The sequence below is a fragment of the Ferrimonas aestuarii genome, assembly GCF_005116665.1.
Lineage (GTDB): Bacteria > Pseudomonadota > Gammaproteobacteria > Enterobacterales > Shewanellaceae > Ferrimonas > Ferrimonas aestuarii.
Window position 1 is genome coordinate 33,865 of record NZ_SWCJ01000008.1, and the last position, 25,269, is coordinate 59,133.

Annotated in this window: 22 protein-coding genes and 1 pseudogene; 14 read left to right on the forward strand and 9 right to left on the reverse strand. The window is 50.2% G+C overall.

Annotation, left to right across the window (positions count from 1 at the left end):
• Positions 1-53: 53 nt before the first annotated feature.
• On the reverse strand, positions 54-626 hold the full coding sequence (locus FCL42_RS11840; protein WP_136863631.1) for an acetate uptake transporter: 573 nt from the start codon (positions 624-626) through the stop codon (positions 54-56).
• A gap of 441 nt (positions 627-1,067) precedes the next feature.
• Here FCL42_RS11840 and FCL42_RS11845 point away from each other — a divergent pair, with 441 nt between their 5' ends.
• The 4 genes from FCL42_RS11845 (at position 1,068) to glnS (ending at position 5,977) form a co-directional block, all read left to right on the forward strand.
• Positions 1,068-1,298 carry a FeoA family protein gene (locus FCL42_RS11845; protein ID WP_136863632.1) on the forward strand — a complete coding sequence of 77 codons (231 nt, stop codon included), beginning with the start codon at positions 1,068-1,070 and terminating at the stop codon, positions 1,296-1,298.
• A gap of 2 nt (positions 1,299-1,300) precedes the next feature.
• A complete protein-coding gene (gene feoB / locus FCL42_RS11850) occupies positions 1,301-3,547 on the forward strand; it encodes a Fe(2+) transporter permease subunit FeoB (RefSeq protein WP_136863633.1) in 2,247 nt (748 codons plus the stop codon).
• 80 nt (positions 3,548-3,627) lie between these two features.
• Entirely contained in the window at positions 3,628-4,173 is a 546-nt protein-coding gene (locus FCL42_RS11855; protein WP_229359852.1) for a NapC/NirT family cytochrome c, read from the forward strand.
• A 130-nt stretch (positions 4,174-4,303) separates the two neighbouring features.
• Positions 4,304-5,977, forward strand: coding sequence for a glutamine--tRNA ligase (glnS, locus tag FCL42_RS11860; RefSeq protein ID WP_136863635.1), 1,674 nt, complete (start codon positions 4,304-4,306; stop codon positions 5,975-5,977).
• 109 nt (positions 5,978-6,086) lie between these two features.
• On the opposite strand, the gene fur is transcribed toward glnS, so the two are convergent.
• Positions 6,087-6,509, reverse strand: coding sequence for a ferric iron uptake transcriptional regulator (gene fur, locus FCL42_RS11865; protein ID WP_136863636.1), 423 nt, complete (start codon positions 6,507-6,509; stop codon positions 6,087-6,089).
• Between the two features lie 233 nt (positions 6,510-6,742).
• Between fur and cobB the strand changes: the two genes are divergently transcribed.
• Positions 6,743-7,474 (forward strand): Sir2 family NAD+-dependent deacetylase, encoded by a 732-nt coding sequence (gene cobB / locus FCL42_RS11870; RefSeq protein WP_136863637.1) that lies wholly within the window; start codon positions 6,743-6,745, stop codon positions 7,472-7,474.
• A gap of 51 nt (positions 7,475-7,525) precedes the next feature.
• Here cobB and pepE read toward each other — a convergent pair whose 3' ends face one another.
• A complete protein-coding gene (gene pepE / locus FCL42_RS11875) occupies positions 7,526-8,233 on the reverse strand; it encodes a dipeptidase PepE (protein ID WP_136863638.1) in 708 nt (235 codons plus the stop codon).
• Between the two features lie 478 nt (positions 8,234-8,711).
• Here pepE and htpX point away from each other — a divergent pair, with 478 nt between their 5' ends.
• Both htpX and FCL42_RS11885 read left to right on the forward strand, forming a co-directional pair.
• Positions 8,712-9,587: a protease HtpX gene (gene htpX / locus FCL42_RS11880; RefSeq protein ID WP_136863639.1), complete on the forward strand. Its 876-nt coding sequence runs from the start codon at positions 8,712-8,714 to the stop codon at positions 9,585-9,587.
• 236 nt (positions 9,588-9,823) lie between these two features.
• Positions 9,824-10,141 carry a cytochrome c3 family protein gene (locus tag FCL42_RS11885; protein WP_136863640.1) on the forward strand — a complete coding sequence of 106 codons (318 nt, stop codon included), beginning with the start codon at positions 9,824-9,826 and terminating at the stop codon, positions 10,139-10,141.
• Between the two features lie 51 nt (positions 10,142-10,192).
• Here FCL42_RS11885 and bcp read toward each other — a convergent pair whose 3' ends face one another.
• Together bcp and FCL42_RS11895 are read right to left on the reverse strand one after the other, a co-directional pair.
• Complete coding sequence (bcp, locus tag FCL42_RS11890) at positions 10,193-10,660, reverse strand: thioredoxin-dependent thiol peroxidase (protein ID WP_136863641.1); 468 nt, start codon at positions 10,658-10,660, stop codon at positions 10,193-10,195.
• Between the two features lie 2 nt (positions 10,661-10,662).
• On the reverse strand, positions 10,663-11,217 hold the full coding sequence (locus tag FCL42_RS11895; protein ID WP_136863642.1) for a glycine cleavage system protein R: 555 nt from the start codon (positions 11,215-11,217) through the stop codon (positions 10,663-10,665).
• Between the two features lie 400 nt (positions 11,218-11,617).
• On the opposite strand from FCL42_RS11895, the gene dapA reads away from it, so the two are divergent.
• The 3 genes from dapA to FCL42_RS11910 all read left to right on the forward strand — a co-directional run bounded on the left by dapA (position 11,618) and on the right by FCL42_RS11910 (position 14,192).
• A complete protein-coding gene (dapA, locus tag FCL42_RS11900) occupies positions 11,618-12,496 on the forward strand; it encodes a 4-hydroxy-tetrahydrodipicolinate synthase (protein ID WP_136863643.1) in 879 nt (292 codons plus the stop codon).
• A gap of 18 nt (positions 12,497-12,514) precedes the next feature.
• Positions 12,515-13,600, forward strand: a complete 1,086-nt coding sequence (gene bamC, locus FCL42_RS11905) for an outer membrane protein assembly factor BamC (protein ID WP_136863644.1) — start codon at positions 12,515-12,517, stop codon at positions 13,598-13,600.
• A gap of 130 nt (positions 13,601-13,730) precedes the next feature.
• Positions 13,731-14,192: a globin family protein gene (locus tag FCL42_RS11910; RefSeq protein WP_136863645.1), complete on the forward strand. Its 462-nt coding sequence runs from the start codon at positions 13,731-13,733 to the stop codon at positions 14,190-14,192.
• A gap of 14 nt (positions 14,193-14,206) precedes the next feature.
• Here the strand turns inward: FCL42_RS11910 and FCL42_RS11915 are convergent, their stop codons facing one another.
• Positions 14,207-14,482 carry an HU family DNA-binding protein gene (locus tag FCL42_RS11915; RefSeq protein WP_136863646.1) on the reverse strand — a complete coding sequence of 92 codons (276 nt, stop codon included), beginning with the start codon at positions 14,480-14,482 and terminating at the stop codon, positions 14,207-14,209.
• 599 nt (positions 14,483-15,081) lie between these two features.
• On the opposite strand from FCL42_RS11915, the gene FCL42_RS11920 reads away from it, so the two are divergent.
• The 3 genes and pseudogenes from FCL42_RS11920 to rplY form a co-directional block, all read left to right on the forward strand.
• A complete protein-coding gene (locus tag FCL42_RS11920) occupies positions 15,082-16,575 on the forward strand; it encodes a L,D-transpeptidase family protein (RefSeq protein ID WP_136863647.1) in 1,494 nt (497 codons plus the stop codon).
• 124 nt (positions 16,576-16,699) lie between these two features.
• Positions 16,700-17,251: a DUF882 domain-containing protein gene (locus tag FCL42_RS11925; RefSeq protein WP_136863648.1), complete on the forward strand. Its 552-nt coding sequence runs from the start codon at positions 16,700-16,702 to the stop codon at positions 17,249-17,251.
• A gap of 199 nt (positions 17,252-17,450) precedes the next feature.
• Positions 17,451-17,735, forward strand: a pseudogene (rplY, locus tag FCL42_RS11930) (50S ribosomal protein L25); the annotation flags it as partial.
• A 351-nt stretch (positions 17,736-18,086) separates the two neighbouring features.
• On the opposite strand, the gene FCL42_RS11935 reads toward rplY, so the two are convergent.
• Positions 18,087-21,905: a S8 family peptidase gene (locus FCL42_RS11935; RefSeq protein ID WP_136863650.1), complete on the reverse strand. Its 3,819-nt coding sequence runs from the start codon at positions 21,903-21,905 to the stop codon at positions 18,087-18,089.
• Positions 21,906-22,076: 171 nt separating this feature from the next.
• Here FCL42_RS11935 and FCL42_RS11940 point away from each other — a divergent pair, with 171 nt between their 5' ends.
• A complete protein-coding gene (locus FCL42_RS11940) occupies positions 22,077-22,982 on the forward strand; it encodes a LysR family transcriptional regulator (protein ID WP_136863651.1) in 906 nt (301 codons plus the stop codon).
• A gap of 63 nt (positions 22,983-23,045) precedes the next feature.
• Here FCL42_RS11940 and FCL42_RS11945 read toward each other — a convergent pair whose 3' ends face one another.
• Positions 23,046-23,693 (reverse strand): UPF0149 family protein, encoded by a 648-nt coding sequence (locus FCL42_RS11945; protein WP_169308372.1) that lies wholly within the window; start codon positions 23,691-23,693, stop codon positions 23,046-23,048.
• Positions 23,694-23,990: 297 nt separating this feature from the next.
• The gene (locus tag FCL42_RS11950) at positions 23,991-24,827 is read right to left on the reverse strand and encodes a substrate-binding domain-containing protein (protein WP_136863653.1); all 837 of its coding nucleotides are present in this window, start codon (positions 24,825-24,827) and stop codon (positions 23,991-23,993) included.
• Positions 24,828-25,269 lie beyond the last annotated feature (442 nt).

Genomic DNA, 25,269 nt, shown 5'->3' on the forward strand with positions numbered 1-25,269 from the left:
GCCGATAGGGGAAACGGGCTCTGGTAACAGGGCCCGTTTTTTATGGACTGAAGTTATTTCTTCAGTTCACCAATTGGCATAACGGTGCGGCCGTATTCGCCGTTGATGATGGTGGCCATGGCCAGGTAGATGGCACTGGCACCACAGATGATCCCTTCAAAACCGGCGATGGTGCCGATAAGCTCGCTGCCGGTGAAGTCACGGGCGGCCAACAGGAAGAATAGAACCGTCAAGCTACCGAAGATAAACTGCTTAACACGGGGGTAGTTCGCTAGGGTGGCGATGAACATAAACAGAGTGAATAGACCCCAAAGACCCAGATACCAACCCATGAAGTGGGCTGAGCTACCATTCACGCCAATGCCCATGTTAGGCATCACAATCAGAGCCACCAGAGTCAGCCAGAACGAGCCGTAGGAGGTAAAGGCAGTAGTACCAAAGGTATTGCCGTTACGGTATTCCATGATGCCAGCCATGATCTGAGCGATGCCACCAAAGAAGATGCCCATAGCCAAAATCATACTGTCGATAGGAAAGTAACCGGCGTTGTGGATGTTTAGCAAAATGGTGGTCATACCGAAGCCCATCAAACCTAATGGGGCTGGGTTAGCAATCTTTTGTGACATGATGTCCTCAAAGTAAAAGGAGATACCCTAGGGGCAAAAAAGAGGCGGCATTATAGTCAGTCGGTGAATCAGATGCGTGACGCAGATCACGCCAATGATGTCGAAATGTTAATAGCGTCAAAACTTGGAAGCCCGCCATGTTCGGTTTTTCACCACGGTGACGGCGATCACATTTTTCTGTATTCACCCCTTTGCCTCTTAAATTGGACAATTGCGCTTTTTGGGGGAATTTGTCGATTTTGGCGCACACTGCCACATCAATAACCGAATTGAGTTCGAAATCATCAAAAGGTGCTGGATTATCTTTGCTTTATAGGGTGCAGATGCTTAGGTTTTCGTCTTTCTTTGCAAGAAACGCAGAGTTTGATCAAGGATTTTTCGGTTCATCTATGTATACTTACTGCAAATGAAAGTAATTACTATTTAGTTCAGGTTTCAAACATGGTTGTGTTGGATTTAGGGCAAGGTCAGAGTGGCTGCGTAACCCAACTGGGTGACGACTCTTTGCCTTTGGCGTTGAAGCGTCGCTTAATGGCGCTGGGCTTCACCCGTGGGAGCAAGATCACCATGGTGCGCAGTGCACCACTAGGCGGAGCGGTTCAACTTCAGGTTCGCGGTGCGAATCTGTGCCTGAACAATAAGCTAGCCGCTCAGATTCAGATCGAGGTATAACCATGGCTAAAACGATTCGCTGCGTTGCCGTGGGTAACCCTAATTCGGGCAAATCCACGCTATTTAATGCACTGACCAACAACAATGCCACCGTCGGCAACTGGGCTGGTGTGACCGTCGATAAGAAAGTTGGTCATCTCACCATGGCTAATGCCGAGGTCGAGCTCGTTGACCTTCCTGGCCTGTATGATCTTGAAGCCTCTGGGGCTGAAGGCTTTATCGATGAAAAGATTAGCCGAGATGTGTTGCTAAATGATGACATTGACCTGTTGCTGAACGTAGTTGATGCATCCCAGCTGGAGCGCAACCTCTATCTGACGACTCAGCTGTGTGAGCTGGGTATTCCCATGCTGCTGGTGCTGAACAAAGGTGATGTTATTGAGCATCGCGGTATTGCCATTGATATCGACGCGTTGAAAGCCAAGCTGGGCTGCGAAGTGATGATGATCTCCGCTAAGGCGAGTGATGACATCACTAAGGTAGTTGGGGCATTGGAGCAGCTGTCAGAAAGCAAAACCACTCCCCATCTGTCGATGCCATTGGACGATTCCATCGAGCAAGCGCTGGCATCTTTGGGAAGTGGCCGCGCCAAAGCCATCAGCCGACTGCTGGCTCATGAAGATGATGAAGCAAAGCAGATCTACAATAGACTGATTGCTGATGGCCATAACCCCGCAGAACTGCTGGCTGAGGGGCGTTATCAGCAGATTGGCGATCTGGTCAATGAGGTGGTTACCAAGCCGACCCTGCTTAACTCAGTGACAGAAAAGCTTGATCACTATGCGCTAAGTCCTTGGACTGGCGTGCCAATCTTCCTTGGCATGATGTATCTAACCTTCATGTTCGCCATTAACGTGGGTGCGTCCTTCATCGATTTCTTCGATATCGTTGCCGGTGGCATCTTCGTGGACGGCGTCGCCGAGGTGATGGGCGCTGTGGGTGCCCCAGAGTGGATGACCGTGATCTTGTCTGACGGCGTCGGCGCGGGCATTCAGACGGTGGCGACCTTTATTCCTGTGGTGGCGTTCCTATACATCGCCCTGAGTATCCTTGAGATCTCCGGTTACCTAGCCCGTGCCGGCTTTGTGATTGAAGGGGTGATGCAGAAAATTGGTTTGCCAGGCAAAGCCTTCGTTCCACTGATTGTGGGCTTTGGCTGTAACGTGCCAGCGATCACCGCCACTCGGACCTTGGATACCCGCCGTGAGCGCATCGTGACAGCCATGATGGCGCCGTTTATGTCATGTGGCGCTCGGTTACCGGTATACGCTCTGTTTGTGGCGGCGTTCTTTCCCGACAACGGCCAAAACCTGGTATTTCTGCTGTATCTCATCGGCATTGTTGCTGCGATTCTGACGGGGCTGCTGCTTCGCTATACCCTACTGCCAGGAAACGCTTCTCAAGGCTTCATGGAGCTGCCCGATTATGAGATGCCATCTGTTGGTGCCATCTGCCGTCGTACATGGCAGCGAACTAAGCAGTTTGTGCTTGGCGCTGGTAAGACCATTGTGGTGGTGGTAACCATCCTAAGTGTGTTCAACTCATTGGGTACTGACGGCAGTTTTGGCAACCAAGACAGTGAGAAGTCGGTGCTTTCTGCAGCCTCTCAAGTTGTGACTCCGGTATTTGGCCCTATGGGAGTAAAAGACGACAACTGGCAGGCTACGGTGGGGGTGATCACCGGTATCTTTGCCAAAGAAGCGGTAGTGGGAACCCTGAACAGCTTGTATAGCCAAGGTGCAGCGGAAGAGGGCGGTGAGTTTAGCTTACTGGGCGCACTCAATGACGGCTTGGCGACCATTCCTGAGAATATGTTTGGTATCGCATGGGACGATCCTCTGGGACTGAATATTGGCGATTCCCACGACGTGGATTCCATGGGAGACGAGTTTGGCTTTGAAGCCGCAACTCTGACCAATTTGCAAGCCAACTTTGGTACTCAGGCTGCGGCCTTTGCCTACCTGCTGTTTATCCTAATGTATACTCCGTGCGCTGCGGTACTGGGTGCTATGGCTGGCGAGTTTGGCGGCCGCTGGACTGCGTTCTGTGCAGTGTACACCTTTGTGCTGGCATACTGCGTGGCGACGCTGTTTTATCAGCTATCGCAACTTGCGGTGGCTCCAGGGCACTCCCTGTTCCACATCGGCATCATCGTCACCATCATGGTGTTTGGGGTGCTTTACTTGCGCCGTGCTGGCCGCAAAGTCAACCAAGGTGTAGGTGACATTCCGATCGCCATTAAGGAGTAAGTGGCTAAATCGGTCACTTTTGACTAGCTTCATTACATCAAGGCAGCCATGAGGCTGCCTTTTTTATGAGGAGAAGGTCTATGTGGCAGGTTCCGAAATCCAAATGGCGTTTGGGTATCCCCATTGGCGGTTTGGTGTTTTTAGGACTGGGTGTGCTCGGTACCATTGGCTTCAATGTGTCGATGGAGGTCACCAGTACCGATGCGTTCTGTACCTCCTGTCATGAATCCCCCTCCGCGTGGGTGGCAGAGGAGTGGAAAGAGAAGAGCCATTTTAAGTCAGCTTCAGGCATGGTTGTCGGCTGCCACGATTGTCATATCCCTAAGCCGTTTTTCCAAAAAGTATGGGTGAAAGGCACCAGCGCGTTGTCTCACGTGAGTCATCAGGTGTTTAACCCTTATGAAGACAAAGCGGAATTTGAGTCTAAGCGCAAAGAGCTCGCAGAGCGTGTGTGGGCCAAAATGAAAGCTACCGACTCGCGCGAATGTCGCCACTGTCATGACGTGGAGCGCATGGACTTTGATGCCCAATCGAAGAAAGCGGCGGCAATGCATAAGCGCATTGAAAAGATGGGCCGCACCTGCATCGACTGCCACAAAGGGTTGGCCCACAACAAACCTAAGTAAGGAATGTTGCTGAAGGTACCATTTGCTAAAAAAGTGACCACTGATGAAGTGATTGGGGCTTGCTCACCTCCCTGTGATAGTGGATCATAGTCTGCTTATAGGTTTTTTTTGAAGTTAGTCGAGGGCACCCATGACCCAGCCGGACAACGACGTTCGTCCAAGCAACTTTATTCGCAATATTATCGATGCCGATCTGGCCTCGGGTAAGCACTCTGAGGTGCACACGCGCTTCCCACCTGAGCCAAACGGTTACCTGCATATCGGCCACGCCAAGTCCATCTGTTTGAACTTTGGCATCGCTCAGGATTATCAGGGCAAGTGTAATCTGCGTTTTGATGACACCAACCCTGAGAAAGAGGACGTGGAGTACGTTGAGTCCATTAAGCAGGACGTGCAATGGCTTGGGTTTGAGTGGGATGGTGACATTCATTACTCTTCCGATTACTTCGATACCCTGTATCAGTACGCCATTGAGCTGATCATCAAAGGTCTGGCTTATGTGGATGAACTGAGCCCAGAGGAGATTCGCGAGTATCGCGGCACCCTGACCGCACCGGGTAAGCCAAGCCCATACCGAGATCGCCCCGTTGAAGAGAACCTTGCGCTGTTTGAAAAGATGCGCGCTGGTGAATTTAAAGAGGGTTCTGTCTGCCTGCGTGCCAAGATCGACATGGCATCCTCTTTCATGGTGATGCGTGATCCGGTTCTGTACCGCGTTAAGTTTGCTCACCACCACCAGACCGGTGATAAGTGGTGCATCTACCCGATGTACGACTTCACCCACTGCATCTCCGATGCGCTGGAAGGGATTACTCACTCGATCTGTACGCTGGAGTTCCAAGACAACCGTCGTCTGTACGATTGGGTGCTTGAGAACATCACCATCGATTGTCAGCCACGTCAGTACGAGTTCAGCCGCTTGAATCTGGAATACACCGTGATGTCCAAGCGTAAACTGAACCAGTTGGTGACCAACAATTTGGTAAATGGTTGGAACGATCCTCGTATGCCGACCGTATCCGGCATGCGCCGCCGTGGTTACACTCCCGCTTCCATTCGCGAGTTCTGTAAGCGCATCGGTGTGACTAAGCAGGAGAACACCATTGAGATGGGTTCCCTGGAGTCCTGCATCCGTGATGACTTGAACAGCAACGCCCCTCGTGCCATGGCTGTGCTGGATCCGGTAAAACTGGTGCTGGAAAACTACCCAGAAGACAAAACTGAGATTTTGACGGTGGCTAACCATCCATCGGATGAATCCATGGGCACTCGCGAAGTGCCATTTGGCCGTGAAATTTGGATCGAAGCGGAAGATTTCCGTGAAGAAGCCAACAAGAAGTTCAAGCGTCTTGTATTAGGTAAGAAGGTTCGTCTACGTGGCGGCTACGTGGTATTTGCTGAGCGCGTTGAGAAAGACGAGAGCGGCAAGGTAACCACCATCTACTGCTCCGTTGATTTGGACACTCTGGGTGTGGACCCTGCCGACGGCGTTAAACCAAAGGGCGTTATTCACTGGGTGGCCGCAAATACGGCGATGCCTGCGGAGTTCCGTCTCTACGATCGTCTGTTCACCGTGGAAAACCCAGGGGCGGCTGAGGACTTTGAGTCGGTAATCAACCCTGAGTCACTGACCGTTCAGCATGGTTTCGTTGAGCCAAGCCTAGGCAAAGCGGCAGCAGAGAAGGCGTTCCAGTTTGAGCGTATCGGTTACTTCTGTGCAGATAGCGAAGACAGTCGTGAAGACAACTTGGTCTTCAACCGTACCGTTGGACTGCGGGATACTTGGGCGAAAATCTCAGGCTAAACCTTAGCGTTGACCCATTAAAAAACGGAAGCCTTGGCTTCCGTTTTTTGTATCTAAGGGACTGGCAACCAATGGTTAGAGGCGCAAAGTAGCTGGCCTCTGCCTTAGTTTAGTGGTCGCATTTACCGTCGACGCTCACCCCGTAGAGGTACAAGCTGTGGTTGGTCAGCTTAATGCCGTGTTTGGTGGCAATTTCGTTCTGACGCGACTCGATGGTTTCGTCACTGAATTCGATCACTTTGCCACAGTCTAGGCAAACGAGGTGATCGTGGTGGTGCTGAGAAGCCAGTTCGAAAACCGCTTTGCCGCTTTCGAAGTGGTGACGAGTAACAATACCCGCATCATCGAATTGGTTTAGTACACGGTACACTGTGGCCAAGCCAATCTCTTCTCCTTGATCCAACAGAAGCTTATAAAGGTCTTCTGCCGCAATGTGCTGGTTGCCTGGGCATTGCAGCAATTGCAAAATCTTAACTCGAGGCAGAGTAACTTTTAGGCCTGCTTTTTTTAGTGCTTGGTTTTCATCCGTCATGGCAGTCTCTTACTGTTTGTCGTGGGGTTCGACCCAATCTAATCAACCCATTATAGGGAGCTTAGCCGCAACAATAAACCTTGGAAACAAAAGGGAATTGCGATTCAGCAGTGGATGTGGCAAAAAAAGAGCATGTTAGATGAAGAATCTAGCGCGAAATGCTGACAATTTACGCAGCGGCGCTCACTTTTATTAGCGCAACCAGTTAAAAAAGATGACAGAAGGGATGACGGGTGATCAGAGTAGTGGTGTTAACAGGAGCAGGGATCTCCGCAGAATCTGGCTTGAAAACCTTTCGGGCAGAGGATGGTTTGTGGGAGAAGCATCCAATTGAGGAGGTGGCAACGCCTGAGGGCTACCAGCGCAACCCTCAGTTGGTTCGAGAGTTTTACAACGCCCGTTGGCAGCAATTGGCCACCGCGGACGTCGAGCCCAATCCTGCCCATCGAGCGCTAGCTCAGCTGGAGCAAGCACCAGAGATTGAGTTAACCCTAGTCACTCAGAATATTGATAACCTTCATGAACGTGGCGGTAGCCACCATGTGGTACACATGCACGGTGAGCTGGCTAAGGCTCGTTGCCCATCAAGTCAGCAGGTGTTTCCCATGGCGGAACCGTTTTCCGAACAGGCGCTGTGTACTTGCTGCATGCCTGGAGAAATATTAAGGCCCCATGTGGTGTGGTTTGGCGAGATGCCTTTAGGGCTCGATAGGGTTTATCACGCCCTCTCGCACTGCGATCTGTTCGTTGCCATTGGCACCTCTGGTACGGTTTACCCTGCGGCGGGATTTGTGGATATGGCCAGCCAAGGCCATGCGAAGACACTTGAGGTGAACATTGAACCAACCAAGGTGGGAAGCCACTTCCAATACTCATTGATGGGGAAGGCCAGTGAGACGGTACCGCAGTTGGTTGAGCGATTGCTGTCAGGGCAATGTGTCTCGGAGTTTGCGACCCCTCGTTAGGAGCATCGCCGCGATTTGATAAAAAAGGGAGCTTTCGCTCCCTTTTTAATCTTACAGAAGGAAACTGATGTCGCTGCCAGGAGCGATCTCCTCTTTCTGAGTCGTCCCCTCAAAAAGGTAACCAGGTTTATCACCGGTCAACACCAGAGCGTTGCCTTGTCGGCGAATGGCCGCGCCTTCACAGATCCCCACTACCGGTGCTAATGGATCAACACAGGTAAACTCCTGCAGGCGCATCGAGCGTGACTCGCCGTTATGGCCAGGGGCTAAATAATCGCTGAAATGGGGATTGATCTGGAAAGGAACCAGACCAAGAGCATCAAAGCTTGGTGGCTGAATGATCGGCATGTCGTTGGTGGTACGAATGGTTAGTCCAGCCACGTTTGAGCCGGCGCTCCACCCAACGTACGGCATGCCGTTATTGACCTTATCTCGGATGGCATCCATCAGTTTCAGTCGGTATAGTTCGTGGAGAAGGTGGAAGGTGTTGCCACCGCCAACTAAAACGCCATCAACCTCATCCAGAGCGGCCACGGGATCCGGCGTTTGATGGGCACCAATAACCTGTCCTCCCAAACTGCCTAAGGCCTCGGCCACCTGATTGGTATAATCATCGTAACTAATTGTTACGCCAGCATAGGGGATGAATAGCCAACGACTGCCTGGCTGGATCATCTTTTCCAGCATTGGTAGCGCATGAGCGAGGTAGGGGGTGTCATCGACTCTGGAGCTGCTCAGCAGCAACAACGATTGGCTCATGAAGTGATCTCCTTAATCAAAGCTATGCACCTGATAATAAAGTGCTTAATCTTGATTGTCTCTAACGAATATCACCATTTTAAAAAGCTTTGGGGATCAGTGGGTTAGGGCGGTATGCCAATCTGCCAGGGCGTTAAAATCACTTAGTTATATAAATATAGCCTAATCTGAATAAAACGCTCTATCTTGTGGTTGTGCAATCCAAAATGTGGCATATACTGTATCTGTGTTTTGAATTACACCGTCCCAAACCGATGGAAGACCGCCGCCCCAAACGGTGGTCTTTTTGTTTCTGTTACCGGAGTTTTTAAGGGCATTTTTTTGCAGCTGCTTGGCCTCATCCTCGGCTAATCCGAATCAACAGTGCGATATTTTCAGTTACCTACCTCATTGAAACGTCATACACTCGCCCCAATCTTACTGAATAAGCTGTGGTGCAACTGGGCATCACGTTTAGACGTGTTAATTAGGAGAATAAATGAAACGCGTAGGCCTGTTTATTTTGACCAACTTGGCAGTCATGCTGGTGTTGGGCATCGTATTGACCCTACTGACTTCGGTGTTAGGCATTCAAACTAACAGCGTTGGTTACATCGTCGTACTGGCGGGTGTATTTGGTTTTGGTGGCTCTTTGATGTCACTGCAGATGTCCAAATGGATGGCAAAAAAGTCCATGGGCTTGCAGGTCATTGAGCAGCCTCGTGATGAGCAGGAAGCTTGGCTGTTGGATACCGTGGCCAAACAAGCACAACAAGCGGGCATTAAAATGCCAGAAGTGGCGGTTTACCATGGTGAAGAGATGAATGCCTTTGCCACTGGCCCAAGTCGTAACAACTCATTGGTGGCGGTGTCCACGGGTTTGATGTACGGCATGAATCGTGATGAAGTGGAAGCGGTGTTGGCCCACGAAGTGAGCCACGTAGCCAATGGTGATATGGTTACCATGGCGTTGATTCAAGGGGTGGTAAACACCTTCGTGATCTTCGCAGCGCGGATGATTGCTGGTACTGTCAGTAACGTGATCGGTGGTGACGACGAAGAGAGCGGTGAAGAGGCCAGCTACATGACCTACTTCCTGGTGTCCATGGTGCTTGAGATTCTGTTTGGTATCCTCGCATCCTTCATCGTAATGTACTTCTCTCGTCAGCGTGAATACCGTGCAGATGCCGGTGGCGCAGCACTGGCAGGTAAAGAGAAGATGGTTGCGGCCCTTGAGCGTCTTCGCGGTGGTCAAGAGAGCAACATGCCGGCCAGCATGGCGGCATTTGGCATCAGCGGCAAGCGCAGCATGTCCGAACTGCTAATGAGCCACCCTCCACTGGAAAAGCGCATTCAAACCTTGCGTGAATCGTAATCTTACAGGGGCGATATTTTTCGCCCCTTTTGTTAACTTACTTCAAATTTTGTTCTCATCTGTAAGCTATCTATCTAGAAGTTTTGGCTTTTTTTATGATCTTTTCGAGGTTTTTTTAAAGCCCTCGCTGATAGAGTAAGCGCGCCGATTCTGCTGTAAACGAGTCAATCGTCTATGGTTAAAAGGCATTAAAAAGGGCGGAACGCATCTGCCCAAACTGTGTGAGGATGAGATAAATGTTTAAGAAATTGCTTTGCGCTTTCTTTGGTATGGGCCTAGCGTTCTCTGCTGCTGCAGCGGACGTTATTGCAGATATGCACGCTGAAATGTCTGGTTGTGAAACCTGTCACGCTGACGGCGCACCTTCTGAAGATGGTGAGTACGAAGCGGCTCAATGTGCAGACTGTCATGGCAGCTTAGCTGACATGGAAGGCTCCCACGCTCCACATGATGGCATGTTGGTTTGTACCGATTGCCACATGGTTCACGAGCAAGAAGTTGGCCAGCGCCCTACTTGTGACAACTGTCACGACGACGGTCGTACTGGCAACTAAGCCAGTTTCATGAAAAACCCGCCAATTGGCGGGTTTTTTTTCATCTGCAATTTATTGGGCTTGCAGATAATCCAATACCACTTGGTGGTGGTCTTTGGTTTTGAACTTGTCAAAGCGATGCTCAACGATGCCTTGTTCGTTGATCAGAAAACTGAGGCGATGGATGCCATCATACTCTTTGCCCATGAATTTCTTCGGACCCCACACCCCAAAAGCGTCGGCAATGGCGTGGTCTTCGTCGGACAACAGGGTAAAGTTGAGCTGATCTCGCTCGGTGAATTTGGTTAGGCGCTTTACGGCATCAGGACTGATGCCAACCACTGCGGTATTGAGATCCGCCAATGCCTGATGATGATCTCTCAGCTGTTGAGCTTGAGTGGTGCATCCTGGAGTCATCGCCTTGGGGTAGAAATAAACCAGTACTTTTTTGCCTTCGAAATCACTCAGGCGGACGGTGTTGTCGTTTTGGTCTTGAAGTTCAAATTGAGGGGCGCTGGCGCCTGCTTCTAATGGTGACATAGTTACTCATTCCCTAATTCGTTGTTTTCATTGATGTCCATTCGTCTGATGCGACATTCAAGCTGCAGACGTTCACCTAGGTTACGCATCTCCTGCTCAATGTGATCAATATCGGCGTGTTCCAGCACATTAATAAACAGTTCAACCTGTTGCAATGCTTTGCCGCTGGGATCTTCTTGAGCGTGAGTGCGCATGCCACCAAGGTCTTGGCCCAAGTCATCAATACATTGGGTGATCTGCTTCATGGTGCCGCGGCGGTCTTCACCAATAAATTCAATTGCCAGTCGGGCAATGTGTTGCTCGGCAACGTGCTCGCTGGTGCGCTTGGTAATGGTGAGCAGATCTAATTCGGCAGCTCGGCTGGGGAGCTGCGTTTCCATTAGGGTAATGGAGGAGTGGCTGCCCGCCACGAGCATGATGAGGCTAAACTCATTGCCATAGGTGGCCATTCGACTGTCGATGATGTCGCAATCGCAGCTGGCAGTTAGTTTTGCCAGTTGATTGACGATACCTGGACGGTCGGTTCCCATCGCGGTAACCGCAAGATATTGGGTCATGAATCTGCCTCTTTTTATTCGCCATAATTGAAGTCAACGATTGATGCTAGCACAAATTTTTCCAAGCATAGATGAGAAAAACTTATCATGTTAATAAGTTATTTGTGGGCAATGGCATCCGAAAAAACCTTCGAGACCAATACAGACCTATGGCTGTCCCTTGTCATCCTTCAGGCGCACAAGTACCATAGATTGTTTAATAGAATTAGCCGAAACCGCCTCTTAGATACCCTTTTGCTTCATAGACATAGGAAGTGTTCTGAACATTAGGAAGTATTGAGGAGGGGGTATCTTCAAAGCCTTTGTAAACTCTGATGAGTTAGGCTTGTCAGTTGAGTGATTGAAATCAACCTAGCGTAACGATAAGCAGTAGAGGCCCAGTGGCCTAGGGATAAGTACGATGTTTAGCGGAAGTATAGTGGCGCTAGCGACGCCATTTTTTGACAACGGCAGTGTGGATTTCGATGCCTTAAAGGCTCTGGTTGAGTTTCATATCGAGCAAGGCACTGACGCCATTGTTGCGGTAGGTACAACTGGAGAGTCAGCAACGCTTAACCCAAGCGAGCATATCGAGGTTGTCAAAGCCGTTGTGGAAACCGTTGCCGGTCGCATTGGAGTTATCGGTGGCGCGGGTGCCAATGCCACAGCGGAAGCGGTCGCCTTGACCCGAGCATGCGAAGACGCAGGCGTTGATGCCACGTTATCGGTGACGCCCTACTACAACAAGCCCACACAGGCAGGCCTTGAAGCGCACTTCTCTGCCATTGAAGCGGTGGCGACTAAGCCGATCATCCTTTATAACGTGCCTGGACGTACCTGCTGCGACCTTCTGCCTGAAACAACTGCAAAACTTGCGAAACTTCCAGGCATTATTGGCATCAAAGACGCTACGGGTGATCTGAATCGCTTATCCGAACTGCAAACGCAGTGTCCAGATGACTTCCTGTTGCTAAGCGGCGATGATGCTACGGCAATGGAGTTCATGCTTGCTGGCGGTCACGGCGTGATCTCGGTAACCAATAATGTGGTACCGGCGGAATTCAAGGCCATGTGCCAAGCGGCGTTATCTGGAGATAAAGATCGCGCCGAGAAATCGAATCAGCGTATGAGTGGGCTCTATTCTGCGCTGTTTATTGAAGCCAACCCTATTCCGGTTAAGTGGGCGATGGCCCATATGAACCTGATGCCGCGCGATCACATGCGCCTGCCTTTGACTTCGTTGTCAGAGGAGCATCAACCGACTATTCGAAAGGCGCTGGCTCAGGCCGACGTAGAATAATAAAGGATCCAATTAATAATGAAGCGTTTGTTTTTAGGGGTAGCTATTGCCTCAGTGTTGGCAGGATGCACCACGCCATTAGAGCGTCGTCAGGCCAGTGGAGAGTTTGATTACATTGAGCAGCCTGAGCCTGTAGAGCTTAAGGTGCCAGCAGATCTGACTCCGCCATCGGTGAGCGAAGAGTTCGCTATTCCAGCGAAGACTGAATCGGCACAAGCGCTAGGTCAACGTATTGATGTTCGCCCTCCGCTGCAGGTGTTGCCTTTGGGTGAGTCAATCCGTTTGCAGGAAGGTACCGACAGCATCACGGTTCTGATTGAAGATCAGGCGGGTGACCGCAATCTGAAACAGGAACTGATGACCAATCTGAAAGAGTTTATTGAACACAAGAAGATTGGTGTTGAGAGCATCGATGAGGTAAACGGCGAAATCGTGACCCAATGGGTTGAGACCGTAGAAGAGTTTGGCGGCTCATGGTGGGGTAAAGATGAGTACCGTATGCGTCAAAAATATAAGTTTGATGTGGCGGTTAAAGACAATGGTCGTACTGGCAGCTTGAGTATTGAGTTGTTGGGCCACGAAGAGTTTATTGAAGATGTGGATCAGGACATCAATCTGACCGATTCAGATAAACGTCGATATGCCATTGATATGCTGAACAGCAGCATCTCCTACATGAACTTCAAGCGCCAACAGGAAGCAAAGATAGCTCAAGTGAAGGACGCATCTGGTCTCTCCATCACCTTGGGTAAAGACGCTAACGGCAATGTGACCTATGATACCCCTGCGGACTTTGAGCGAGTGTGGTCTCGCATGGAGAAGCTGCTTCCTGTCATCGGCTTTACCGTGAAAGATCTGGATAAGAGCCAAGGCACTTATTATGTCGATTACGATCCAAATGATGGATTCTGGGCGAGTTTGTGGGGAGACAATGATCTACTGGCGCTGAAGTCTGGTGCCTACCAGGTGAGCGTTCAGCCTGCTGACAACGCAACGCAGATCTCGTTTAAAGACGCGGAAGGTCAGCCTCTGGATAATGAGGTGGTTACCCAGTTGTTCAATCAGTTCTCTGAGTATATGAGCAAGAGTCAGGTCGCTCGTTAAGCCATAGTAGGCCATTGAATTAAAAGTAAATCCGAAGTGGGGTAACTCACTTCGGTTTTTTTTGCTTCTAAAAAGTACAAGGGAATCTGTTTCTATACTGATAGTCGAGACCTCAACGTTAGGACTGAACATGAGTTTGACGCAGCAACAGAAACAATTGGTAAAACACAGCTTTGCTAAGGTGGAGCCCATTGCCGAACAGGCTGCGGCTCTGTTTTATCAGAAGCTATTTGAATACGACCCAAGCTTGAAGCCGCTGTTTGGCAAGTCTATTGACGAGCAGGGAAAGAAACTGATGGCCACGTTGGCGCTGGCCGTGGCTTCGTTGGATGACATCGACGCCTTAGTGCCAACGTTGCAGCACCTGGCGCGGCGTCATCTCGATTATGGGGTCAAGGTAGAGGACTACACCCCAGTAGGCAACGCGCTGCTGTTTGCGTTATCTAAAGGGCTTGGGGCGGATTTTACTCCAGAGACTCGTCAAGCTTGGATTGAGACCTACACCCTTATTGCTACCGTAATGCGCCAAGGGGCGTATCCAGATTACCATCCCCAACGCTTTCGGAACCGAAAGCGCTATCACCATTTGTAGGCGAGCCAAGAGACCTAGTTTTGGATGGCGGCTTTGAAACTGTCGTTGGCTCGAAATGCCGGCAGCGTCCGAAATGGGATCTCGATGGTTTCACCGGTAGTTGGGTTTCTGCCGGTTTTCGCCAGATGATGACGAACTTCAAATACCCCAAGCTTTGGTAGGTAGACCTTTTCCCCTTCATGAAGTGCTTTGGTAATACTGAACTCCATCGCCTTCAAGCAGGCCTGACACTCTTTCTTGGTCAATCCGCTGCGTTCAGCCATGGAGTGAACCAGTTGCTGTCGATTCATCGTGTTCTCGCCATTAGTCAAAGGAGCGGTTTTATAACGGATTTGGCGATGAAAATCGAACAAGCTTCGGCTGTTTGATGGTGGGGTAGTCAAAGTGGGATATTTTTAACCGTCCAGTCTACGATTTGTGGTTTCGCAGCGGGGAATATGACGGATTTATAATAAAAGAAGCGCCGCAAAACCGGGCGGCGCCTTATAGACATGCTTTGGGAACATTAAGCGGCTCTAAGTGTAAGAAAGCTAGTGTTACAGGACTGTGAGCAAATTCACGGCCTAATGAAAGTCGATGATTGTCTTCAAATCCGGTGAATGTGCCTGATTTTATGCTGAAGCAGGGGGTGTTTAGCCAAGATTGCAGTTTTCTGTCACGCTACTCATCCGTTTGTGGATACACTGTCATCTTATTGGAATCTGATTGTCATGAATCTGACATTTAGCGCCCATAGAGTGAAGACATGCAATTCGATGCTCTCTCGTTTGCTGTTTGTCCCTTGCCAATGGCAAGGGATTTTTTATGTCGATAAAACCCCTCCAACTCATTAAACCCTTGCCATACTTCACTGATAGGTTGTCGATGACTGTGCGCCGAGGTGTTGGATGTGAGATGGCTAGTCGTAATGGGATTCGTGTTGTGGGCTATTGGACGGTTATCAGCATCACCACTGTGGTTTGAAACCTCAATTCAGTCTCAGGCTGCAGGCGAGCTTGCTCGGCAACTGCATTTTGTCGCCAGTGCCGAGCTTTCTCCTCAGTTTTCTCAATTAAGTGAGCAATTGGCAGCGCCCAACCTCAGTGCTGAACAACGAAGCGAACTGCTGACCGAAGCTTATCTATTGCTGCGTTCTTTTAACCAGCACCTCGCTTTGCGTGTGTTGACCGAGGTTCCGTTGTTGGACGAACATGTGGCGCTCGAAAGCCAAGAGGGCAGTGTGCTGCAGTTGGCTCACGCCCTGCAAGAACGTCGTATTATCCAAGAAGTGATGGCACTAGAGCCTCAAGGGGTAAATTATCTGTCTGCTCGCCACTGGGTTGAATACCTGCAAAGCTTGGCTCACGTTCAGTGGCCAGATTTTCATGGCAGAGCCCTACTGGAGCCCGGAGACCGTCATGATGAGATCGAACAGGTTCGTTTGGTACTTAAGCTACTCAAAGATTATGACGGTCCTTGGTTAGGGCGGCGATACGATGATGAATTAGTTCAGGCAGTTACCGCATTTCAACGACGTCACGGTTTGGAACCCGATGGGGTCATTGGGCCGAAAACTCGCCACTGGTTAGCAAAAACACCGCAGTTGCGTGCACAGCTACTGTCGCGAAATATCCTTCGTCAGAGTGCCGATAAGGCTCGATTTGCTGACGAACATTGGCTGGTGAACATCCCCGAGTTTCGTCTGCGCTGGAATACCGCAGAAGGCGTAAAGTTTGAATCTAAGGTGGTGGTAGGGCGCAGCAGTCGACGTACCCCGAGAATGGTCTCGGAAGTGGCCAGCATTGTGGTGAACCCCAGTTGGAACGTGCCTCGCTCCATCATCCGCAAGGACATTGTTCGCAGAATCCGTAAGGATGGGGATTACCTCAGCGCCCAGCAGTTTGATGTGTACGACTGGCAAGGTAAGCCAGTCATTCTCACGGCGTCGGAATGGCAGCAAAAAGCCAGTGGCCGATTTCCCTATCGGTTGACCCAGCGCCCTGGAGAGATAAATGCGTTAGGGCGCTATAAATTTCACTTGAACGATTCTGGGGCAATCTATCTGCACGATACTCCCACCAAGGCGTTATTTAACGAAGTGTCTCGAGGGTTCTCATCTGGATGTGTCCGAGTTCAGGATGCGGATATTTTGGCTTATCAATTGGCCCAGTCTCATGGCGTCAACAACAAATTATTCAATCGAGCGTTGAGGAGTCAATCGACACAATGGCTGAAGCTTGCTTCGCCCATGCCTGTGTATATGGTCTACTGGAGTGCATGGATGGGCGTAGACCATCGGCCGCAATATCGCCCAGATATTTACAGTCTAGAGCGTGATCTCGATCACGAAATTGGCATCGCCCAGATTTCGGCTCCGTCTAATAAATCGGCAACAATTCCGTGATTTACTAAAAAATGGCTTTTTTATAGCATTTTTCTCTTATTGATCCTAATCAAGTTCCTGATTAGCGTACTGCCTTACTTAAAAATAGTGATTGCCAAGGTTGGCGTTTGAGTAAGGGGGATCAATGTCAGAGTGTGATACTACGCGTCGTTTATTAGTTAAAGGGTTAGGCGCGTTGGCGGTTTGCCAAGTCTCAGGTGTGGCGTGGGCCGGCGCTCAAACCAAGCCAGAGGTCGACAAAACCCTCTCGTTTTATAATCGCCATACCGGTGAATCCACTAAGCAGTGTTTTTGGCATCAGGGACAGTTTGATCCGCAAGCGTTAGCGGCGTTTGATTCTGTGCTTCGAGATCATCGCAATGGTGAAACCACCGAGATTGACCGAAATCTGTTTGAGCTTTTGCATCGCCTACAAACAAAGTTGGGCACCAACGCCCGCTTTGAAATCATCTCTGGTTATCGAAGCCCTGCCACCAATGCGATGCTGGCGGCTCGATCGAATGGGGTGGCCAAACGCAGCTACCATACCCGAGCCATGGCGGTGGACATCGCCGTTCCAGGAGTAGACACCGCTACCCTTCGTCAAGCGGCCTTGGACCTAAAGCTAGGTGGCGTTGGCTTTTATCCTAAATCGGGCTTTGTGCATGTGGATACGGGGCCGGTGCGACGTTGGTAGGCTTTATTAAATCCTAAATCGTGTAGTTGAGGGCGATGGGCTTGTTGCGTAGGCAATAAAACCGCTCATACCGCTGGCTAAGGCGCAAAAACAGTTTGCACGCTCCAAGAGTCGTGGTAGACTCCGCTCGCATTTTTGCAAACGTGTCATTGCTGGTCGCAAGCAGTGACAACGGTTTTATTAATACAAGGTAATACTAATGTCTTTCGTATTCGAAGCTAAAGTACGTGCTGACCAAGGGAAAGGTGCGAGCCGCCGCCTACGTCACGCCGACAAAATTCCAGCCATCATCTACGGTGGTGAAGAAGCGCCTATCTCTATCGAGCTGGATCACAACCTGATCCTGCAAGCTCAAGAGCACGAGTCTTTCTACACTTCTGAACTGACCATCAACGTTGATGGCAAAGAAGTTAAGGTGAAAGCTCAGGACATGCAGCGCCACCCATACAAGCCAAAAGTTACTCACGTAGACTTTAAGCGCGTTTAATTACGAGCTAGCTTGCGAAAAGGGCACCTTAGGGTGCCTTTTTTGATCCTGCTATTTAAGTAGAGCTGGGGCTAGAAAGGTACAAGTGCGCAAGTAGAACTGGGCTAGAAAGGTATAAGTGCGCTGTTGCAGCGCCCGCAGTACCCATAACAAAGCCAAAAGTTACTCACGTAGACGTTAAGCGCGTTTAATTACGGGCTAGCTTGCGAAAAGGGCACCTTAGGGTGCCTTTTTTGATCTGCCTTGAAAAGTGATAACAAGGTGTGGTTGATGACTGACCATTGAAGTGTGGCGTGAAGCCTTGCTTTTGTATCTAAAACAGCGCCGGAATATTCCGGCGCTTTGTTTTTACAAGGTCTGACGTCGACGCCAGTAGGTGAGCGCTGCTAGCATCACAACAGACCAAGACAGACTGCCGCCGCCGGAACCGCCCGAGCCGGAATTAGAGCCGCTATTGGCGTTGCTGCTTCGGCTGGCGTCCAGCGGGAAAGCGTCATTGGCGTCTTCCACACCATCGTTATCATCGTCGGTATCGGCGTTATTGCCGATGCCATCGAGATCCGTATCTACAGACTCGCTGGCGTCCAGCGGGAAAGCGTCATTGGCGTCTTCCACACCATCGTTGTCATCGTCGGTATCGGCGTTATTGCCGATGCCATCGAGATCGCTGTCCACAGATTCGCTGGCGTCCAGCGGGAAAGCGTCATTGGCGTCTTCCACACCATCGTTATCATCGTCGGTATCGGCGTTATTGCCGATGCCATCGAGATCGCTGTCCACAGATTCGCTGGCGTCCAGCGGGAAAGCATCATTGGCGTCTTCCACACCATCGTTGTCATCGTCGGTATCGGAGTTATTGCCGATGCCATCGAGATCGGTGTCCATGGATTCGCTGGGGTTGAGTGGGAATGCATCCAATGTATCTTCTACGCCATCATTATCGTCATCAGGGTCCAGGCTGTCGATGATGCCATCGCCATCGGAGTCAGCTAGTGACTCATCTCCAGAGCCCAACTCAAAGGCGTATGGGATGATGTTAGTGATGCGGTTACCGCCATTGGTGATTAAGGTCAGCGTTAAGGTAATGGATTCATTGCCATAGCTCAGTGGCAGCTCAAAGTAGTGCCAAGAACCATCATTAGTACCCGTGAGTAACTCTGGATCTTGGTTAGCACGTTGCACCTCAACCGTGAGTTGGCTCAAGCTTGTGTCAGGGTCTTCAATCTGAAGGGCGAGGTTGCCGTTGATTCGGCGGATGGCGTCGGTGAGCTCGTCGCCGTGACGCAGTTGCAGCTGGGCAAAGCCGGGAATTAGTTCGTGTGTCGCGCCGGATAGATCAAAGCTCACGCTGGCATCGGTTTGGGTACCGTTATCGTAGGTTATTACAGCCTGATGACAGTCGTCGATACTGACGATTCTGCCTAGCGCTTCGTTGTTGTACATCTCGGTGAGAGGGGTTGTGTTTCCACATGCACTCAGTTGTCCTTTCTCCATGAAATTGTGATCTCTGGTTCGAATTAACGCCTCCTCAAAGCCGGATGTTGCCTCACCACTAACGCGGCGGAAAGCCAGTAGGCCCTGTGGACCGTTGAATTCCGTTAGCCCAGCCCAATACTGTAAAGGAGATGTGAAATCGAAACGACGATGATCTTGGGAGTGGTAGATCTGCTTGTCATTGTAGCCGTGGTCGATGTATTGCCACTTTGCAATCTGCCCCTCTGAGGTAAAGTTCCACTCACCGGTTGTGGCTACTTTGTGGGATATGTAGTAATTGTCTTTTTGGTGGAAATCGAGATGCCCAAAGTCACCGCTGAATTGGTCATTGGTATAGTAATAATCCAGTTCGACGTCACCTTGCAGCAGGTCGTTGTCAAGGAGCAGCTGACGAGTGCCGATGAAGTGCGGCTTATCGCCTCCTGCGTGATAATTAACGCGGCTATGGTAAGGCGCCAGTTCTAGCGATTGTGCGCCCATACTATCCGTGCTGTCAGCGTGGCGGTATAGGTGGTAAAAGGCTCGTGGCTCGCCATCTCCATCGCTAAAGCCAAAGGCTTCAATACTGGCATTGACCTTGGCGGGAAACTGATTGAAGCCCAGCAACGGCGGCGTTGATGGTTTTGATGTGAACCCAAGGGGGCTATAGATCAGGTGGTCGGCAACGGTAACATTGGCTCGGAACGCCTTGAGGTTCATGCTGCTAAATGGAACTGGCTCCCCATCCTGTGTTACCTCACCTATAGTGAAAAACTGATCGATTTCACTTTTACTAAACACTACCTTGCCTCCGCCTTGAGGGGCGGTTTTATAGTAGAAACCGGCGCGGCTAATGGCCGTTAATTCCGAGGTTGAATCTCTGAAGATCGGAGGCGACGATTCAATGATGAGATGGTTGCTTTCCCCTCGGGATACCAGTAGCGATAGGGGGGCTCCTGTGTCGCTCGGTCGTTCGCCTCGATGTTGCCAATTGCTATTAAATAGGTTAACGGTAAATGCGCCGGATTGGTCTTCGGGGGCGACCTCCACAGTGGCGTAGTTGTCCAGCATCAGAGCCAGTTTCACGCTTTGATTTGTGTGGGTGTCTTGAATGCTAAGATCCGTTTGATAGAACTTGTAATTGCGATCGATAAATGAGGGTTTATCTATGTCGATGATTGCGTTGATGATTTGCGATTGCCCCGGGGCGAGCTCAAACTCGGAGGGAGTCAACACCACTGATACGCCTTGAAACTGCGCTTCCTGAGTGATCAGATACTGGCCATCCTCTTGCCCATGATGGGTTACCGTGAAGGTGTGGGTGCTGTTCGCTTCGGCTTCTGAGGCTAACCCCAAAAATAGAGTGCTTTGGTCCACTTCGACAGTGCTGGCTAACGCAGCATTGATATCGATGCGCCCAACACCAGTACTGTGGTAGCTCCAGCCAAGACGTTTGGCAGTATGCATCAATCGGTGCTTTAACTGTATCGGCGTGAGAGACGGCTGTGCTTGCAATAACAGCGCCGCCGCACCAGCCACGTGAGGGGCGGCCATGCTGGTACCGCTTTTGGTGGCATAACTTTGGTTTGGTGTGGCTGAGTAGATATCTTCCCCGGGCGCTGCCACATCAGGCTTTAGAAAGTTGGCATTGGCAATGGGACCTTTACTGCTCGAGAACGAGAGTTCGTCGGTTTTTGTGGTGTTAGCCACGGTAATGGCATCTTCCGCGGTACCTGGTGAGTTGATGGTTTGCTCATAGAAGTCGTTGCCTGCGGCTACCACCACAACCACACCTCGGGCTACCGCTTCATTGACGGCTTGGCTCAAAGGATCGTCTGGGGAACCATACCCGCCTAAGCTTAAGTTGATGATATCGACGGCATCATCAGTGGCTGGATTTTGATCTGGGTCTAGCGCTCGGTCGATGGCGGCAATGATGTTGGAATCAAATCCGTCACCATAGTCATCGAGCACTTTATAGGCATAAAGTTTGGCATTAGGTGCAACGCCTTGGATGTCGCTATCGTTGCCGCTGGCAATGGCGGCAACGTGGGTACCATGGCCATGAGAATCCATTGGATCGTTATCGTCGTAAGCGAAATCGTAGCCGCCAATCACTTTACAATTGGCACCGATGCAGCCCCCTAAAGCGGTGTGTCGATAATCGATACCCGTATCCAAAATGGCGATGGTGATGCCATCGCCTTTAAGGGCTCGTTGTTGGCTATCACGTTGCTTCCATGCCTCATGAGTGCCGATTAATGGCACACTTTCTGTAAGAGTTGCGTGTTTGATGTTATCTGGAAATACTGCTTTGACTTCAGGCAGTGCTCGCAATTGCGCGACTTGGTACTCAGAAGCATCAACAATAACAAAGTTGCCAGCGCGGGAGTGTTGGCGTATTACGCCATCGACCAATCGGTTGGACGTGAGTTGCTGAGCAAAGCTTTGTTGTTGCTGCACTCTGAAGGTTACTCGTAACGCCGAATCAAACTGGGATTGACTAAGGGTAGCGCTGTTGTTGCTGTCATTCAGTTGCACAATCCATCGGTTGTGATCGCTGGCAGCTTTATCGGAGTTGTGGATCTTTGATTGGTAGGTTTTGTTATCCGATATTGACATCGGTGAGGCGTATATTGCTTCTGGAGTGAAGGCAATTGCCAACAGCCCAGCCCTAAAAAGTGTAGATTTCATGTTTACAATGTTATTGGTTTGTTAATTTGTGGCATTGTATTGAAGTTTGTAGACTGTTTCCACAAGGTTCTGGTTTCTAATTGTTGGTAAACGGGTTGCGTTTATCTGATGATTAAGTCCAAAATGTGAATAGACGCCGATCAATAAGCAATTATTCTAATTTGGGCAACGATGGATCTTCTAAAGTCGATACGGATATTCCGCGCGGTATTGGAGCAGCAGAGCTTTTCTGCCGCAGCGACCTCTCTTAGTCTGGTTCCCTCCGCAGTCAGTCGTCAGGTCAGTGAACTGGAGCGACACCTTGGTGTGCAGCTTCTTCAGCGAACCACGCGTTCGGTACGCTTAACCGATGAAGGACAGCGTTATCTAGCCAAAATGGAGGCGATCTGTACCGAAGTGGATGGGCTGTATGGCACTAACCACAGTCAAGATGACCTTTCCGGTACCATCCGTATGGTGGCACCGGTGTTATTTGGCCAGTCGATTTTGCCCACGGCTTTAGCGGAATTTGGTCGAGAGAATCCTGGCGTCGCCATTGAGCTGCAACTGTTAAATCGGCAATGTAACTTGGTGGAAGAGGGGTACGATTTCGCTATTCGAACCGGTAAGCAGCCTGATAGTGATGTGGTGGCCACCAAGTTGACCACCATGCGAATGCTTACCGGCGCCTCTCCAGGTTACCTGGCGCTAAACGGCACTCCAGAAACCCCAGCGGACCTAGCGACGCACAACTGCCTTATTAACAACGTGCACCGTACACCACGATCTTGGCTGTATCAGCAGCAAGGGCAGCGGATACCAGTAAAGGTCGATGGTGATTTTGAAAGTAACGACAGCCTTTGTATTCGTGCCCAAGCGCAGGCCGATCGAGGCATTGTGCAATTGGCAGATTTTCAGGTGTGGCGAGCCTTTGATACCGGGGCTTTAGTACCGATTTTGAGCGACTTTGAACCGGCGCCGGTGTCGGTATGGCTGATGCACCCGGCGCAGCGATTTTTGCCGAGCGTGCAGCGATCGCTAATGCAATTTTTGAGTGATTATTTGAAACGCAATCAGCTGAAGCGGATGCCAGTCTAATTGATTAAGCTAATCATGCCCGCAGTTGCGGGCATGATGTTTAGGGGGCTGAAGAGGTGCTGGTTAATTGAGGCTATTGCCCTCATTGGGGTTCACCATGGCATTTACCGGTTGGTTGTCCTCATCGAGCTCCATCTGGCTCCAGCCGTGCATGTAATCCATCGCCTCTTGAATCGCTTCTAGCAGCATTTCGGGGGCTGGCTCTGCGCCGTCACGCCATGCTAAGGCATGCTCCTCTTCGCTGCCTAAGGTGGCCAGATAACCCATCATGTGGCTGCAGGACTCAACTTCTTCCAGCTGCTCAGGGCAACACACCTCTTGCCATTTCTCTCTTAACACCATGTAGCCGGTCATAAAGCCAGCACACCAATGGCGAAGATCTTGGGGGATACGGCGCTGTTTGACCTCGTCGAGCAGAGCGTTGCACTTAGGCGAGATAACCTGTCCTTTTTCTACCACTTCGGTGTGAAGTTGGTTGTAAAGGGTAAACAGCATCTCCATGATCTTATTCTCAAATGGCCACAGCTCTTTCTCTGGCTTGACGTTGGCGATGTGAGCGCTCCAGATCCCTGGATCAATGGTTTTGGGGAAGCAGTGAATGTGGGCCAAGTAACCTCGGCTTTGCATCAAGGTCATGCCACCGAATTGAGCGGCCTCGTCCAGAACCTCGGTCAGTTTCTTCTCTTGGGATTTGGTTAACTTTTCATTCATCGAGTTATGTCGCATTGCGCAGAGAATTTGCGTGAATAATGCCAGCAATTTGAGGCGAAAGTCATGTTTCAGCTCAAGGTTATGTAGTACTCGTCCACAAATTGACCATGATTCGATTTTTTGTGGCGAAGAACCTGAGTATAGAGCACGAATTCACACCCTCTTGAGTAAAGCCGTTGTCTTTAATCAATTAGGAGGCATTCGCTGCCCAGCGTCGTCGTAGTTTGCTCAGGTTCTTCGTGTTTTGAAAAGGGAGTCAGTGTGGTCTTAGCTCTGGTGCGAAGACCACATCATTGTTTAGTGATCTTGAGTGTTGGCTGCGCCAGTATACAGCGGCTGGCCGTACTCCTTGTCGCCGTAGCTGCTGAACAGTTGCTGGCCTTTATCGCTGCCCAAGTAATGGACGAAAGACTCTGCCAACTTGCCTTTGGCATCGTGTTTGTTGCCGTGCAGAGCGTGGTAGGTATTCACCAAAATCGGATCTCCTTGAAACTGCACTTTAAGGTCAGTCAATTTGGCTTTTTCAGTGATCCAAGTTGAGCTGTCGGTCATGAAGTAACCCTGCTCGCGGTTGGCTTGGCGCAAAGTGGCGCGCATAAAGCTTTTGGTGGTTACGTACCAGTCGCCTTTCGGGGCGATATCGGCTTTTGACCAGATCATCAACTCTTTCTTATGGGTGCCTGAGTTGTCGCCTCGAGACAGGAAGCGGCTTTGGGTATCGGCGATGCGCTGATAAGCCTCAGCAATGGTGTTTGCCTGATGCACCTTGGCAGGGTCATTGACTGGGCCAACAAAGTAAAATTCGTTGCTGCCAATGAGGGTGCGATCTTTGGCCCAGCCCTCTTTAACTGCGGCTTTTTCTGCAGCAGGTGCGTGCACCATCACCAGATCCACCTCGCCTTGCTTTAATAGCTTTAACGATTTGCCTGATCCTGCCTTTACCCAGCAGATGCGACTGTCATGATCTTGGTTGAACGCATCGGCCAGTGCTTTTACCGCGCCCAATTCGCCTGGGCTACCGGTAGCCAAGCGAACTTCAGTGGCACCATCGCCATAAACCTGTTTGCAGGGAGCTGCGCTTAATCCAAAGCTAGGAATAAGTGCAATCATTAACCATTGATTGAGCTTTAGCATAATTGGTCCACCATTAAATTTGATTCAGCGATATGGTGGTAGCCATTTGGATGACCAACAATATGGCAACCTGTGATTTGCGGTTAGGGTCACGGCAAAATCCAGCGAAAAAACTTAAGGGAGAAAAACTGACTGCTGAAAAGGACAATATGTCTCAATGAATGGAAAAATACACCGGCGCAATGGGCGCCGGTGGAAAGCGAAACTCAGCGACTTCCTTGATTGGTTTACACTGGAAACCTGAGAAGAAACAAGAGCATACCAATTGATTGGAACTGCAGTCGCATAAGTGGTGCTAGAGGTCAGTCGCAACACGCTACAAAGTATTAAAGGTAGACTTAATTGCCATTGCAGGCGGCGTTGCCTTTTTATTAGTAACAACCCATTGTTTCAAAAATGTTTAATTTATATTTCTTAAGGTTTTGTTTTATTTGAAATATTA